Below are 14369 nucleotides of genomic sequence, written 5' to 3' on the forward strand. Positions count from 1 at the left end.
GGCCCGGCGACGTCCCGATTCGGTTTGGGATATCGACCGTTTGCGATTGCAACTTGAGGCGGCGCCGCGCGGAGTCCGGTTGCCAATCGGGGCCCGGTGTCACTATAGTTGTCTATACAACCAGCGTTTTCGGAGATGCCCATGAGCTCAGCCGCCCTGCAGAACGATCCGCGCTACGACGCCGGCCGCGTGATCCGCGCGCCGCGGGGCGCTGCGCTGCACTGCAAGAACTGGCTGGCCGAGGCCGCCTATCGGATGATCCAGAACAACCTCGATCCCGACGTGGCCGAAAACCCCAAGCACCTGGTGGTTTACGGCGGCATCGGCCGGGCGGCGCGCGACTGGGCCTGCTTCGACCAGATCCTCGCGTCGCTGAAGGCGCTGGAGGAGGACGAATCCCTGCTGATCCAGTCGGGCAAGCCGGTGGGCGTATTCAAGACGCATGCCAACGCCCCGCGCGTGCTGATCGCCAACTCCAACCTGGTGCCGAAGTGGGCCGACTGGGAGCATTTCAACGAGCTCGACCGCCAGGGCCTCTTCATGTACGGCCAGATGACGGCCGGCAGCTGGATCTACATCGGCAGCCAGGGCATCGTGCAGGGCACCTTCGAAACCTTCGTCGAGGCCGGCCGCCAGCACTACAAGAATGATCTGTCGGGCCGCTGGATACTCACCGCCGGCCTGGGCGGCATGGGCGGCGCCCAGCCGCTGGCGGCCACGCTGGCCGGGGCGGTGTCGCTGACCATCGAATGCCAGCAGAGCAGCATCGATTTCCGCCTGCGCACGCGCTACGTCGACCGGCAGGCGAAGGACATCGACGACGCGCTCGCGCTCGTCAAGCACCACTGCGACCGCAAGGAAGCCGTGTCGATCGCGTTGCTGGGCAACGCGGCCGAGGTGCTGCCCGAGCTGGTGAAGCGTGCGAAGGCGGGCGGCCTGAAGCCCGACCTGGTGACCGACCAGACCTCGGCGCACGACCTGATCAACGGTTACCTGCCGCCCGGCTGGACCGTGGAAGGCTGGAAGGCCGCGCAGGACGATCCGGCGCAGCATGTCGAGCTGAAGGCCGCCGCCGCGCAGGGCTGCGCGGTGCACGTGCAGGCCATGCTCGATTTCCAGGCGATGGGCATCCCCACGGTGGACTATGGCAACAACATCCGCCAAGTGGCGTTCGACCAGGGCGTGAAGAACGCGTTCGATTTCCCTGGCTTCGTGCCGGCCTACATCCGCCCGCTGTTCTGCGAGGGCAAGGGCCCGTTCCGCTGGGTGGCGCTGTCGGGCGACCCGGAAGACATCTACAAGACCGATGCCAAGATCAAGGAGTTGTTCCCCGAGAACAGGCTCACCCACCGCTGGCTCGACCTGGCGCGCGAGCGCATCGCCTTCCAGGGCCTGCCGGCGCGCATCTGCTGGCTGGGCCTGGGCGAGCGGCACCTGGCCGGCCTGGCGTTCAACGAGATGGTGAAGCGCGGCGAGCTGAAGGCGCCCATCGTCATCGGCCGCGACCACCTCGACACCGGCTCGGTGGCCAGCCCCAACCGAGAGACCGAAAGCATGAAGGACGGCACCGACGCCGTCTCCGACTGGCCGCTGCTCAACGCGCTGCTCAACACCGCCGGCGGTGCCACCTGGGTGAGCCTGCACCACGGCGGCGGCGTGGGCATGGGCTATTCGCAGCACGCGGGCATGGTGATCGTGGCCGACGGCACCGACGCTGCGGCCGAGCGACTGGCGCGTGTGCTGGTAAACGACTGCGCCTCGGGCGTGATGCGCCATGCCGATGCCGGCTACGAGGCCGCCGTGGCCTGCGCCAAGCGCTTCGGGCTGAAATTGCCGATGATCCAGGGATGAACGATTCCGCCGCCCCCGCCTGGGATGCGCTCTGGCGCCATGTGCACCTCGCCACGATGGCGGGCGAGGGCTACGGCGCCATCGAGCACGGCGCGGTCGCGGTGAAGGACGGCCGCATCGCCTGGGTGGGCGCCGAGTCCGCGCTGCCGGCCGGCGCGCGGGCGGCGCGGGAGCACGACGGCGCGGGCGCCTGGCTCACGCCGGGGCTGGTCGATTGCCACACCCACATCGTCTACGCCGGCAACCGCAGCGACGAGTTCGAGGCCCGGCTCAACGGCGTGCCCTATGAAGAGATCGCTCGCCGCGGCGGCGGCATCGTCTCGACCATGCGCGCCACCCGCGCCGCCACGCCGGCCGAGCTGTTGGCGGCCAGCCGCCCGCGCGTCGCGAGCCTGCTGGCCGAGGGCGTCACCACGCTGGAGATCAAGTCGGGCTACGGGCTCGACACCGCCAACGAGGCCAAGATGCTGCGCGTGGCGCGCGAGGTCGGCCGCACGCTGCCGGTGCGCGTGTGCACCACCTTCCTCGGCGCGCACGCCGTGCCGCCGGAGTTCCAGGGCCGGCCCGACGACTTCATCGCGCTGATGTGCGACGAGACGCTGCCCGCGCTGGCGGCCGCAGGGCTGGTCGACGCGGTCGACGCCTTCTGCGAGAACATCGGCTTCACGCCGGCGCAGACCGAGCGCATGTTCCAGGCCGCCGCCGCGCACAAACTGCCGGTGAAGCTGCATGCCGAGCAGTTGTCCGACCAGGGCGGCGCGGCGCTGGTGGCCCGCTTCAAGGGCCTGTCGGCCGACCACCTCGAATGCCTGAGCGCCGAGGGCGTGGCCGCCATGGCAGCCGCCGGCACCGTGGCCGTGCTGCTGCCAGGGGCCTTTTATTTCCTGCGCGAGACGCGGCTGCCGCCGGTGCAGGCGCTGCGCGATGCGGGCGTGCCGATGGCGGTGTCGACCGACTGCAACCCCGGCACCTCGCCGATGCCCTCGCTGCTCGCCGCGATGAACATGGCCTGCACCTTCTTCCGCCTCACGCCGCAGGAGGCGCTGGCCGGCGCCACGCGCCATGCCGCGGCGGCGCTGGGCCGGGCCGGCGAGATCGGCACGCTCGAAGTGGGCAAGCGCGCCGACTTCGCGCTGTGGGCCATCGACCGGCCGGCCGACCTGGGTTATGCGATGGGCTTCAACCCGTGCCGGCAGGTGGTGAACGCCGGCGTGGCCCGGGAGCCCCGCCAGGGCGGAGGTCTGCCGTGAACACCCCGGCGCCCAGCGGCCGCTGGCAAGACCTCGCGACGACCGACTTCGGCACGCTCGACCCGCTGCGCACCATCGCGCTGCTGCCGGTGTCGGCCACCGAGCAGCACGGGCCGCACCTGCCGCTGTCGACCGACGCGGTGATCAACCGCGGCTTCGTCGACGCGCTGCTCGCCGACCCGCCCGCATCAGCGCGGGTGCTGGTGCTGCCGGCGATCGAGGTGGGCGACAGCCTCGAGCACACCGCCTTCGCCGGCACGCTGGGCGGCGATCTTCAGTCGCTGCTCGGGCTGTGGCTGTCGATCGGCCGCAGCGTGGCGCGGGCCGGTGTGCGCAAGCTGGTGCTGTTCAACAGCCACGGCGGCCAGCGCGGGCTGGTCGACCAGGTGGCCCTGCGCCTGCGGGTCGACTGCGCGATGACCGTCGTGCGCGCGCACAGCTACGGGCTGGGCATGCCGCCGGGGCTGTTCGACGTCGACGAACTGGCGCACGGCCTGCACGGCGGTGCCGTCGAGACCTCGCTGATGCTGCACCTGCGGCCCGACCTGGTGCGACTCGACCGCCTGGCCGACTTTCCTTCCGCGGGCCGGGCCATGGCGGCACGCGGCGGCGTGCTGGGCATCGAGAAGCCGATCGGCCTCGGCTGGATGGCGCAGGACCTGCACCCCGCCGGCGTCTGCGGCAATGCGGCGGACGGCAGCGCCGTCAAGGGCGAGGCGCTGCTGCGCCACGGCACGGCGCGCCTGAAGGCGATGCTGGAGGAGCTGGCCGCGCTGCCGCTACTGGCCGTCTAGCGGCGCGTTGTCGCTGCCGAGGTGGCCGGCGCGATGTCGCTTGGTGTGGACGTAGCGCGCGTTGTGCACGTTGGTGGGGGCGGTGAGCGCGACACGGGCCGCCACCTCGATGCCGCCGGCCTGCAGCGCGGCGATCTTGCGCGGGTTGTTCGTCAGCAGCTCGATGCGCGTGATGCCCAGCGCCTGCAGCATCGCGACCGCGGCCGGGTAGTCTCGTTCGTCGTCGCGGAAGCCGAGGTGCCGGTCGGCGTCGATCGTGTCCAGGCCGCCGTCCTGCAGCCGGTAGGCGCGCAGCTTGTTGGCCAGGCCGGTGCCGCGCCCTTCTTGCGACAGGTAGAGCAGCACCCCGCCGCACTGCGCGAGCTGGCTGACCGCGCGGCCCAGCTGGTCGCCGCAGTCGCAGCGCAGGCTGCCGAGCAGGTCGCCCGTCAGGCAGGACGAATGCAGCCGCACCGGCACCGGGCGTTGGGTGTCCAGCGTGCCGAAGACCACGGCCACGTGCTCGGTGCCGCCGCCGACCTCGCGGAACAGCACCAGCGTGCAGTCCTCGCGTGCGGCGATGGGCACCCGCGCGTCGCTGACACGCTGCAGGCGCAGCGTCGCGGCCTCCAGCAGGCGCTCGGCATCCGCCACCGGCAGCACGAGGATCTCCGCCGCGGCCAGGCGCGGCGCCAGGCTGCGCGGCAGCTCGGCGGCGACGAGGGCCGGCGTGAGCCGCGCGCGCTTGGCGATGCGCAGCGCCGCGTCCATCGCCGGGCCCGTGGGGGCCGCATCGCGCAGGGCCTGCGGATCGAGCACGTCGGCGCTGACGGCGGCCCAGTGCTGCAGCGTCTGCAGGCCGACGTTCGGCGGGCAGCGCAGCGCGGCCGGCGCGGCCGTGCCGCCCAGCGACTGCATGCGCTCGCCCGTCAGCAGCAGGCGCAGCGGATGGCCCCAGGTGTCGAGGGTCGCGAGCCGCTCGGCGCTCAGCGTCTCGACGGCGGCCACGAGCAGCAGCGGCGCGGATTCGTCCTCGGGCTGCAGCACCAGCTCGCGGCCGTGCTTCAGTTCGAGTTGCGCCCGGTCCAGCCGCACCGTGGCGCGCCAGGCGGCATCGTCCGCGAGGGGCAGGGGAGCGGACGTGGCGGACACGTCGGGCAGGGATGAGCGGTGCAGGCCGAGGGGAGACATGGCGCCGTAGCATAGCCAAGCCCCGGCGCCGCCTGGGCCGACGCCTTTTTTGCCCCTGCCGCGAGTTCCCCATTGAACGCTGACGAACCGACGACGAACCGCCCCGCGTGGGCCGAGATCTGGGCCGCCGCGCTGGAGATCGCCCGCTGCCGGCGGGCGGGTCGGGCGGCCCCGCCGTCCGTCGGCGCGCTGCGCCGCACCGAGGCCGGCTGGGCGGCGCAGGCGGCGCTGGCACCGGGCGATGCCGCGCTGTTCGCGCTCTACAAGCCGCTGCTCGACCGCGGCGCCGATGCCGCACCGTGGCTCGTCGGCCAGCTCGGCCAGAGCCTGGACGGCTGCATCGCCACGGCCTGCGGCGATTCGCATTTCGTCACCGGTGAAGAGAACCTGTTGCACCTGCACCGCCTGCGCGCGCTGTGCGACGCCGTGCTGGTCGGCGCCGGCACCGCCGCGGCCGACGATCCGCAGCTCACCACCCGGCGCGTCGACGGCCCGCACCCGGTGCGGGTGCTGATCGATCCGGCGGCGCGCCTGTCGCCGCGGCTGCGTGCCCTGAGCGACGGGCAGGCGCCCACGCTGTGGCTGCACGACGCTTCGGCCGCCGGGCCGGGCACGCCGCTGCCGCCCGGTACCGCGATGCTCGCGGTGCCCGGGCTGGCGGGGGCCGACGGCCGGCTGCACGGGGCGGCGCTCGTCGCCGCGCTGGCCGCGCGCGGGCTGAAGCTGCTGTTCGTCGAAGGCGGCGGGGTGACGGTCTCGCGCCTGCTGGCGCAGGGCTGCCTCGACCGGCTGCACGTGGCGGTGGCGCCGGTGATCATCGGCGCCGGCCGGCGCGGGCTGGCGCTGCCGTCGTTCGAGCGCATGCGCGACTGCCTGCGGCCGAAGGCACGCACCGTGCCGATGGGCGACGACCTGCTGTGGGACCTGGACCTGCGCGGCTGACGGCGTGCGGCAGCCTAAGGCCGCAGCGCGACCAGCTCCTGGTGGCCGACCGCCAGCACGCCTGCGCCGGCCCGGCGGCGTAGGCGCCAGGCCTCGAAGCGGCCGGCCGCGTCGGGCCGGGCCTGCGAGGCGGCGGCGGCCATGCCGTCGACCTGCGCGGCGCGCATCGCACCGTCGAGCCGCCAGTCGCTGGCCGCCTGCCGCAGCCGGTAGCCGTGGCCGGCGAGGCGCTGCGCCGCGAAGCCCGGCGCCTGCGGGCCGAGCGCCGGCCCGAAGCCCTTGTCGCCGCCCTGGTGGCGGGCATAGGCCGCCTCGGCGAGGGCGTCGTCCGGATCCGGCTCGGGCCAGCCGAAGCGGCCGTCGATGCTGAGCGCGAACCACCAGCCCACCCCCCGGGCGCTGCCGGCGTCGATCAGCGCGCCGAGGCTCGCCGCCGACATCAGGTCGAGCAGGGCCGAGGCCGTGACGAGGCCGATGCCCTCGAAGGCCTCGGGCGCCGGCGGCCGCGACAGGTCAACCCGGCGGCGGTCCACCGTCAGCCGCAGGCCGGGCGCCTCGACCTGCAGCCGATCGCCCGAGGGCAGCAGCCTGCCGCCGAGCGACCGGGCCCATCCGGCCAGCAGGCCGGGCCAGGCGGCCAGCAGCGCCGCGTCGTGGTCGAGCACCTGCCAGTGCTGCGTGCCGCCCAGCCGCGGCGCCAGGTAGCGCAGGTTCGCGCCGGTGCCGGCACCGAGATCGATCACCCGCAGCACGCCGCCAGGCCGCGGCAGCGCCCGGGCCGAGGCGGCTTCGTCCAGCGGGCCGGCGGCGGACGCCCGCGCCGCGGTGTCGAAGGGCTCGCGCTGCTGCAGCCAGGCGGCGCTGAAGGACGCGGCGCTCATAGCGGCCAGCCGCTCGGCCTTCGATACGGGAACGCCCGATACAGAGAAAGCGAACGCCGCCGCCACGGGATTGTTCTCATGCCGGCCCCCCGCCTGCGGCCCCCACGCCCTCCAGCACCGCCGCGAAGCGCCGGCACGCGGCGTCCCAGGTCGGCAGGCGCTCGCGCGCACGGCGCGCACCCGCCTGCAGCGCCGTGCGCGTGCCGGGGTCGTCCAGCAGCCGGCCGAGGGCGCGGCTCAGGGCGCCCGTGTCCTGCGGATCGACCAGCACGCCGGCGTCCGGCGGCACGGTGCCGCCGATGGCCCCGCCGGTGGTGCTGACCACCGGCAGCCCGTGCGCCAGCGCTTCCGCGAGCGCCATGCCGTAGCCCTCGAACGCCGACGCGAGCACGAAGGCGTCGGCGCGCCGGTAGCACGCCGCCAGCGCCGCGTCGTCCACCTCGCCCAGCAGCCGCACCCGCGCCGCGAGGCCGTGGGCGTCGATCGCGGCGCGCAACGCCGCCACGCAGGCCGGGTCGCGGTCCAGGCTGCCGGCGAGCAGCAGGGTCCACGGGCGCGCGCGCCACGGCGCCAGGGCCTCGACCAGCCGCCGATGGCCCTTGCGCGGGGTCACCGTGGCCACGCAGAGCAGGTTCGGCGCGGCGCCCGGGCCGGCGCCTTCGGCGAGCGGGGCGGGGTCGGTGCCGGGTTCCACCACGGCGATGCGTTCCGGCCCCACGCCGAGCGCCTGCACGAGCCCGGCCGTGGCGCGGCTGGTCACGATGACCTGCCGTGCGGCGGCCAGCGCGCGGGCCTCGCGCGCCCGCAGCAGCGCCGGCGCCTCGCAGCCGGTTTCAAGCCACAGCGGGTGGTGGACCAGCGCGACCCAGCGCAGGCGCCGGGCATGCGCCTCGGCGATCTCCGGCATCGCCCCGAACGCCAGACCGTCGGCGAGCACCTGCGCGCCGTCCGGCAGGGCCGCCACGGCCTGCGCGGCGGCGGCCAGCTCGTGCGGGGCGGGCCTGGGGAACGCCCCCTGCAGCACCAGCGGACGCACGTCCAGGCCCAGCGCCCGCAGCCCGAGGCCGATGCGCCGGTCGTAGCGGTAGCCGCCGGTGGCCTGGTGCCAGTCGCCCGGCAGCAGGACATGCCAGGGCGCCGGCGCGCTCAATGCCGCCCTCTCGTGCCCCGCCTGCCCGGCCTGCAACCGCCGGTCATGCCGGGGCGGCGCCGGGCAGGCGGCCTTCGTAGGCCGCCCAGGCGATGTGCGATTCGTGCAGCGTGACGCGCAGGCTTTGCAAACCCGCGGCGTGGGCGCCCAGGTCGCCGCCGGCGATGCGGGCCGCCACGCGGTCGAAGACCACGCGCGCCATGAACTCGGTCGTGGTGTTGCGCCCCGCGAAGGCGGGCTCCTCGTCGAGGTTGCGGAAGTTGAGCTTCGCCAGTTCCTCGTGCAGCACGCTGGCCGCCAGGCCGATGTCGACGACGACGCCGTCCGGGTCGAGCTCGGGCCGGCGCAGCTCGAGGTCGACCACGTAGGTGGCGCCGTGCAGCCGCTGCGCCGGGCCGAACACGGCGCCGGCGAAGCTGTGGGCAATCATGAAGTGGTCGCGGACGTTGACGGCGTACATGGATGGTCGATGCGTTGGCACAGGGTGTCGGAAGGTCCTGCCGCCAGGCGCGCCAGGACCGCGGGGAGTTCGGAGAACGGGGCGGTGTCGGTGATCAGCCGGTCGAGCACGGGATCGGCCAGCAGCGCCAGCGCCAGCGCCATGCGGCGCCGGTGGTTCCAGCGCGCGCGCTGCGCGGTGGCGACGTGGCCGACCTGCGAGCTGACGAGCCGCAGCCGCCGCGCATGGAAGGCCTGCCCGAGCGGCAGGCTGACCGCGCGGCGGCCGTACCAGCTCAGCTCCAGCACCGTGGCCTCGAAGCCGGCCAGCGAGAGGGCGGTGGCGAGGCCTTCGCCATGGCCGCTGGCGTGCACGACGAGGTCGGCATCGGCGCGTGCACCGGCCGGCAGGCTGAACGCGGCGCCGAGCGCGCGGGCCACCGGCGCGCGTGCGGCCTGGGTGTCGACCACCTCCACCTCGCAGCCGGGCATGCGGGCCACGAGCCAGGCGACGAGCAGCCCGACGACGCCGGCCCCCACCACCGCCACCCGGTCGCCCGGCCGCGGCGCGGCGTCCCACACCGCGTTCAGCGCCGTCTCCATGTTCGCGGCCAGCACGGCGCGGCCGGCCGGCACGCCGCCGGGCACCGCATGCAGCGCCTCGATGGGCACGACATAGCGGTCCTGGTGCGGATGCAGGCAGAACACCGTGCGGCCGGCCCAGTCCGGCGGCCCGGCCTCCACGACGCCGACGCTGGCATAGCCGTACTTCACCGGCCCGGGGAAATCGCCGGCCTGGAACGGCGCGCGCATCCGCTCGTGCTCGCTGGCCGGCACCTCGCCGCGGAACACCAGGCCTTCGGTGCCGCGGCTGACCGCGCTGTGCAGCGCCCGCACCCGCGCCTCGCCGTCGCCAGGCGGCGGCAGGGTGCCGGTGCGCAGTTCGGCGCGGCCGGGCTCGACGATCCAGCAGGCGGTGGCTTCAAGGGGGCTGTGCATGGGCCGTCTTTCTGCGGCAGGATCGGGGTGGGACAACGAATTCATCTTACTGAGGTCGATGCACCCTCCGGAAACACTTGCGCGCACGGCCGCCGGGACGCCTGCGCACACGCTGCGCCGCGATGCCGGCCGCGAGTTCGCGGCGATGGCGCTCGTGGCTGGCGCCGCTGCCATGGCCGTCGCCGCGCTGGCGGGTCTGGGTGGCGACTACCCCGCCAAGGCCGTGACGCTGTATGCGATGGCCGCCGCACTGGCCTGGCGCGGCCTGGGCGCCCACGCACCGCACGCCCGTTTCGGCGCGGGCAACCGGCTCACGCTGGCCCGCCTGGCCAACGTCGTGCTGCTGGCAGCCCTGGTCGGCGAGGCGCCGGCCGATCCCCGGCAGCTCGCCTGGGGCATCGTCGTCGCGGCCACGCTCGGCGCGGTGCTCGACGCGGCCGACGGCCCGCTGGCCCGCGCGGCGGGCCTGGCGAGCGAGTTCGGCGCGCGCTTCGACATGGAGACCGACGCGCTGCTGACGCTGGTGCTGTGCGCGCTGCTGGTGCAGTTCGACAAGGTCGGTGCCTGGGTGCTGGCCTCGGGGCTGATGCGCTACGCCTTCGTGCTGGCCGCGCTGCGGTGGCCGTGGCTCGCGGCGCCGCTGCCGCCCAGCCGCCGCCGGCAGGCGGTGTGCGTGGTGCAGATCACCTGCCTGATCGTCTGCCTCGGCCCCATCGTGCCGCGGCCGGGGGCCACGGCGCTGGCGGCGTTCGCGCTGGCGGCGCTGGCGCTTTCCTTCGCCGTCGACGTGCGATGGCTGTCGCGGCACCGTCATCCGCCCCAGGAGGTATCGAGATGAAACACTGGCTCGCCTGTTCCGCCGCCGCCGTCGCACTCACCGTGCTGGGCCCCCTGGCCACCGCCCCTGCGCATGCCGCCGCGGAGACCTACGAGATCGATCCCGCGCACCTGTCGATCGGCTTCCTGGTGGACCACGTCGGCTACGGCAAGGTGCTCGGCATGTTCCTCAAGGGGCGGGGCACCTACCGGTTCGACGAAGCGAGCGGCGCGCTGTCCGCGGTCCGCGTGGAGGTCGAGACCGACAGCGTCTTCAGCAACCAGCGCCAGCGCGACGGCCACCTGCGCGGCGACGAGTTCCTCAACGCCCGCAAGCATCCGAAGATGGTGTTCACCGCCGAGGGCGCGAAGCGCACCGGCCCGCGCACCTTCGAGGTCGCGGGCCAGCTCGAGCTGCTCGGCCAGGCGCATCCGCTGACGCTGCAGGCCACGTGGAACAAGAGCGCCGAATCGCCGCTGCCCGGCAAGCGCTACACGATGGGCGTGTCGGCACGCGGCACCGTCAAGCGCAGCGTCTACGGCATGAACTACGCGCTGTCGAACGGCTGGGTCGGCGACGACATCGAGGTGATCATCGAGTTCGAGGCCGTCCGGCAGTGAGGCCCGCGGCCGGTGCCGCGATGACCCCGGAGGTCATCGCCTGGCGGCGCCTTGGTGGCTATCGTCGTGCCGTCACACACCCACAGGAGCGACAGCGATGGCAGCGTATGCAGTGGCCCACCTCACCGACGTGTCCATGGGGCCCGACGTGGTGGCGTACCTGGAAGGCATCGACGGCACGCTGCGGCCGTACGGCGGCCGGTTCCTCATCCACGGCGGCCGGGTCGAGCGCCTGGAAGGCCGCTGGTCCGGCGACCTGATCGTCATCGAGTTCCCCAGCCTCGCGCTGGCCCGGCAGTGGTACGCCTCGCCCGCCTACCAGGCGATCCTGCCGCTGCGGCTGCGCCATGCGAAGGGCCTGGCATTCCTCGTCGACGGCGTGCCCGCCGATCACCGCGCCACCGACGTGCTGGCGCCCGCCGCCGGCTGAGGGGCGATCGCCACCTTGCCGGCGATGCCCTGCCGCGCCATCTTGGCGTAGGGGCAGAGGCGTTCGGTCTCGCGCACCAGCCGCTCGGCGAGGCGGGTATCGACGCCTGGCAGGTGCACCGCGAGGTCGGCCGTCAGCATGTACCGGCCGTCCACCGGATCGCGGCCGAAGGCGACGGTCGCATGCACCGCGGCCTCCGGCACGGCGATGCCCGACTGTGCGGCGAGCAGGCAGAGCGCGCCGTGGAAACACGCTGCGTAGCCGGCGGCGAACAGCTGCTCCGGGTTGGTGCCGCCGCCGGGGCCGCCCAGCGCCTGGGGCAGCCGCAGGTCGAGGGCCAGCGCACCGTCGTCGGAACGCACCTGGCCGGAGGCACGGGCGTGGTCCGCCTCGCCGCCGCTCACGGCCACCGTGGTCGTGTACAGCGGCTCGAAAGCCAACCCGCCGTACTTGTCGAGCAGCGTGGCCGGCGGCGGCTGCAGGCTGGGCATCGCGGCCTACGCCGCCTGGCGCGGCTGCTGCGCCAGCCAGGTCTCGAAGTGCGCCGCGCCGAGGCGCGGCTGCTCGCCGGGCACCAGCGAGCGGTCGTCCAGCACGACGCCGAAGTACGGCGCCTGTGCATCCGCGACCACCTGGCGCCGATCGCCGGTGTGGGCCAGGTAGCGCTGCACCCACGCTGCCAGGCTCGCGCGCTCCGGCCCCGCGATCTCGATCGTGCCGTTGACCGGCGCCGCCAGCGCCGCGTCGGCCACCGCGAGCGCCACGTCGTCGGAGGCGATCGGCTGCATTGGTGCCGACGACAGGCGCAGGGCCGGCCCCGGCCCCGCAGACTGCGCGATGCCGCCCATGAACTCGAAGAACTGGGTCGACTGCACGATGGTGTAGGGGATGCCTGCCTGCCGGATCAGGTCTTCCTGCAGCTGCTTGCCGCGGAAGTAGCCGCTGCCCAGCAGGCGGTCCGTGCCAACCACCGACAGCGCGACGTGGTGCCGCACGCCGGCCTCGGCCTCGGCGGCCAGCAGGTTGCGGCCCGAGGTGCCGAAGAAGTCGAGCACCGCCTGGTCCTCGAACGACGGCGAGTTGGCGAGGTCCAGCACCACCTCGGCGCCGGTCAGCGCCTGCGCCAGGCCCTCGCCGGTGAGCGTGTTGACGCCGGTGTTCGGCGAGGCGGCCAGCGTGTCATGGCCGCGGGCGCGCAGGAGCTTGACGGCCTTCGAGCCGACCAGTCCCGTGCCGCCGATGACGACGATCTTCATGGGGTGCTCCGTTTCGCTTCAGCTCAGGTTGGCCTTGGTCAGGCCGTAGGGCACGTCGAGCGTGCCGGGCACCGCGCGGAACGCGACGTTGATGCGGTTCCAGGCGTTGATCGCCATCACCGCGAAGGTGAGGTCCGAGATCTCCTTTTCCGTCAGCTCGTCTCGGACGCTGTCGTACACCTCGTCGGGTACGCCATGCGGGGGCAGCGTGGTGAGCGCCTCGGTCCAGGCCAGCACGGCGCGCTCGCGCGGCGTGAACAGCGTCGACTCGCGCCAGATGCTCACGTGGTAGAGGCGCAGCTCGCGCTCGCCGTGCAACTTGGCCTGCTTCACGTGCATGTCGAGGCAGAAGCCGCAGCCGTTGATCTGCGACGCGCGGATGGAGACAAGGTCGAGGCTGGAAGTCTCGATCGCGCTGTCCTTCACCAGCATGTTGAACTCGACGAACTTCTTGAACAGCGCCGAAGACTGTTGCATGTAGTCGATGCGTTGGGTCATGGTCTTTCCTTGGATCGGGGGTTGGGATGCGATGGAGGGATCGTAGGCAGCGATGCCAGTGCGCACCAGGCCTGCGGAGGGGATCACTGCGTTGCCTGGAAGGCACCAATTGGCGGGACGGTGCCGTAGAGGTCCAGCGCGCGCGTCGCCGCGGTCATGTAGTCGATGAAGGCGCGCAGGCGCGAGGGCAGGTGCTGCCGGTGCAGGTAGCACAGGTGGTGGCCGCGGTCGTCGGGTGCGTACTGCGCGAGGCAGGCCACGAGCCGCCCGGCGCGCAGGTGGTCGAAGATCTGGTAGCCGGCCAGCTGCGCGATGCCGTGGCCGTCGAGCACACCCTGCAGCACCAGGTCGGCGTCGTTGAAGGTCACCGCCGCGCGCGGCATCACCTTGCGCAGCTCGCCGCCCACCTTGAACTCCCACTCGTAGACCCGGCCGGAAGCGAAGCGGAAGCCGATGCACTGGTGCGCGGCGATGTCGTCGATGCCCTCCGGCAGGCCGTGGGCCTGCGCATACGCGGGCGATGCGCACACCAGCATCTGCATCGGGAAGAGCTGCTTCGCGACGATCTGGCTGTCTTCCATGCGCCCGTTGCGGAACGACACGTCGATCCGGTCGGAGGTGAAATCGGTGGGGCCGTCGTCGAGCACCAGGTCGATCTCGATGCCGGGGTACTGGGCGCGGAAGCCCCACAGCAGCGGCGCCACGACCTTGCGGCCGAACCCGACCGCCGAGCAGACGCGCAGGTGCCCGCGCGGCGGGCCCTGGCGCAGCTCGCGCATGCCGTCGAGGGCCTGGGTGAGGTGCTCGATGCCGGGCCGGCAATGGGCGTGGAAGGCCTCGCCCTCGCTCGTCAGCGACAGGCTTCGCGTGGTGCGGCTGAACAGGCGCACGCCCAGCTGGTCCTCGAGCTTCTGCACGCCGCGGCTGACGGCCGAGCGGCCGATGCCGAGCCGGTCGCCGGCCTTCGCGAAATTGCCCTCCGCGACGACCGCCATGAAGGCGACGATGCCCGCATAGCTGGCCGCGAAGCTGGAGAGCAGCGAGTCGCCGGGCGGGCCGTCCGCCAAAGGGGAGGAAGGAAGAGCTTCAGGGGGGAGGGAGGGCTTCATGCCTCCCTAGACGGGCCGGCCCCGCCGTTTGTGACAGCGGGCCGGCGCGGCGGCGCGGCTCAGCTCCCGCAGACCACCCCGGCCTCCACCAGCGCGCGGTAGCCGCCGTCGTCGACGCCGAGCTCGCGCAGCAGCTCGCGGTTGTGCTCGCCCAGCTTGGGCGC

Annotated in this window: 16 protein-coding genes; 7 read left to right on the top strand and 9 right to left on the bottom strand. The window is 73.5% G+C overall.

What is annotated here, in order from left to right; genetic code table 11:
* The first annotated feature begins 141 nt into the window (after positions 1–141).
* The 3 genes from hutU to V4F39_RS21800 are packed head-to-tail and all read left to right on the top strand — an operon-like array spanning position 142 to position 3895.
* Positions 142–1851: a urocanate hydratase gene (gene hutU, locus V4F39_RS21790; RefSeq protein ID WP_332292088.1), complete on the top strand. Its 1710-nt coding sequence runs from the start codon at positions 142–144 to the stop codon at positions 1849–1851.
* Positions 1848–3101, top strand: coding sequence for an imidazolonepropionase (gene hutI, locus V4F39_RS21795; RefSeq protein ID WP_332292090.1), 1254 nt, complete (start codon positions 1848–1850; stop codon positions 3099–3101). Before hutU ends, hutI begins: the two co-directional genes overlap by 4 nt.
* The gene (locus V4F39_RS21800) at positions 3098–3895 is read left to right on the top strand and encodes a creatininase family protein (RefSeq protein ID WP_332292091.1); all 798 of its coding nucleotides are present in this window, start codon (positions 3098–3100) and stop codon (positions 3893–3895) included. Before hutI ends, V4F39_RS21800 begins: the two co-directional genes overlap by 4 nt.
* Here the strand turns inward: V4F39_RS21800 and ribA are convergent.
* On the bottom strand, positions 3881–5065 hold the full coding sequence (gene ribA, locus V4F39_RS21805) for a GTP cyclohydrolase II RibA (protein WP_332292093.1): 1185 nt from the start codon (positions 5063–5065) through the stop codon (positions 3881–3883). The genes V4F39_RS21800 and ribA overlap by 15 nt on opposite strands.
* Positions 5066–5137: 72 nt before the next feature.
* On the opposite strand from ribA, the gene V4F39_RS21810 reads away from it, so the two are divergent.
* On the top strand, positions 5138–6007 hold the full coding sequence (locus tag V4F39_RS21810; protein ID WP_332292095.1) for a RibD family protein: 870 nt from the start codon (positions 5138–5140) through the stop codon (positions 6005–6007).
* A 14-nt stretch (positions 6008–6021) separates the two neighbouring features.
* On the opposite strand, the gene V4F39_RS21815 is transcribed toward V4F39_RS21810, so the two are convergent.
* The 4 genes from V4F39_RS21815 to V4F39_RS21830 all read right to left on the bottom strand — a co-directional run bounded on the left by V4F39_RS21815 (position 6022) and on the right by V4F39_RS21830 (position 9475).
* Positions 6022–6888, bottom strand: a complete 867-nt coding sequence (locus tag V4F39_RS21815) for a small ribosomal subunit Rsm22 family protein (RefSeq protein WP_332292097.1) — start codon at positions 6886–6888, stop codon at positions 6022–6024.
* A gap of 76 nt (positions 6889–6964) precedes the next feature.
* The gene (locus V4F39_RS21820) at positions 6965–8038 is read right to left on the bottom strand and encodes a glycosyltransferase family 4 protein (RefSeq protein ID WP_332292098.1); all 1074 of its coding nucleotides are present in this window, start codon (positions 8036–8038) and stop codon (positions 6965–6967) included.
* A gap of 43 nt (positions 8039–8081) precedes the next feature.
* Positions 8082–8498, bottom strand: coding sequence for a 6-pyruvoyl trahydropterin synthase family protein (locus V4F39_RS21825; RefSeq protein ID WP_332292100.1), 417 nt, complete (start codon positions 8496–8498; stop codon positions 8082–8084).
* Positions 8465–9475: a zinc-dependent alcohol dehydrogenase gene (locus tag V4F39_RS21830; RefSeq protein ID WP_332292101.1), complete on the bottom strand. Its 1011-nt coding sequence runs from the start codon at positions 9473–9475 to the stop codon at positions 8465–8467. Before V4F39_RS21830 ends, V4F39_RS21825 begins: the two co-directional genes overlap by 34 nt.
* A 58-nt stretch (positions 9476–9533) precedes the next feature.
* On the opposite strand from V4F39_RS21830, the gene V4F39_RS21835 reads away from it, so the two are divergent.
* The 3 genes from V4F39_RS21835 to V4F39_RS21845 all read left to right on the top strand — a co-directional run bounded on the left by V4F39_RS21835 (position 9534) and on the right by V4F39_RS21845 (position 11342).
* Positions 9534–10313 carry a CDP-alcohol phosphatidyltransferase family protein gene (locus V4F39_RS21835; protein WP_332292103.1) on the top strand — a complete coding sequence of 260 codons (780 nt, stop codon included), beginning with the start codon at positions 9534–9536 and terminating at the stop codon, positions 10311–10313.
* Entirely contained in the window at positions 10310–10912 is a 603-nt protein-coding gene (locus tag V4F39_RS21840; RefSeq protein WP_332292105.1) for a YceI family protein, read from the top strand. The genes V4F39_RS21835 and V4F39_RS21840 overlap by 4 nt, the downstream gene beginning before the upstream one ends.
* A 97-nt stretch (positions 10913–11009) precedes the next feature.
* A complete protein-coding gene (locus tag V4F39_RS21845) occupies positions 11010–11342 on the top strand; it encodes a DUF1330 domain-containing protein (RefSeq protein WP_332292106.1) in 333 nt (110 codons plus the stop codon).
* Here V4F39_RS21845 and V4F39_RS21850 read toward each other — a convergent pair.
* The 4 genes from V4F39_RS21850 to V4F39_RS21865 all read right to left on the bottom strand — a co-directional run bounded on the left by V4F39_RS21850 (position 11303) and on the right by V4F39_RS21865 (position 14205).
* Positions 11303–11833 carry an Ohr family peroxiredoxin gene (locus tag V4F39_RS21850; RefSeq protein WP_332292107.1) on the bottom strand — a complete coding sequence of 177 codons (531 nt, stop codon included), beginning with the start codon at positions 11831–11833 and terminating at the stop codon, positions 11303–11305. The two genes, V4F39_RS21845 and V4F39_RS21850, sit on opposite strands and share 40 nt — an antisense overlap.
* Before the next feature lie 6 nt (positions 11834–11839).
* Positions 11840–12598, bottom strand: coding sequence for an SDR family oxidoreductase (locus V4F39_RS21855; RefSeq protein ID WP_332292108.1), 759 nt, complete (start codon positions 12596–12598; stop codon positions 11840–11842).
* An 18-nt stretch (positions 12599–12616) separates the two neighbouring features.
* Positions 12617–13096, bottom strand: coding sequence for a carboxymuconolactone decarboxylase family protein (locus V4F39_RS21860; protein ID WP_332292109.1), 480 nt, complete (start codon positions 13094–13096; stop codon positions 12617–12619).
* Between the two features lie 83 nt (positions 13097–13179).
* A complete protein-coding gene (locus tag V4F39_RS21865) occupies positions 13180–14205 on the bottom strand; it encodes a LysR family transcriptional regulator (RefSeq protein WP_332292110.1) in 1026 nt (341 codons plus the stop codon).
* Positions 14206–14369: the final 164 nt, after the last annotated feature.

It is taken from the genome of Aquincola agrisoli, from assembly GCF_036621135.1.
In the GTDB taxonomy this organism is placed as follows: domain Bacteria; phylum Pseudomonadota; class Gammaproteobacteria; order Burkholderiales; family Burkholderiaceae_C; genus Aquincola; species Aquincola agrisoli.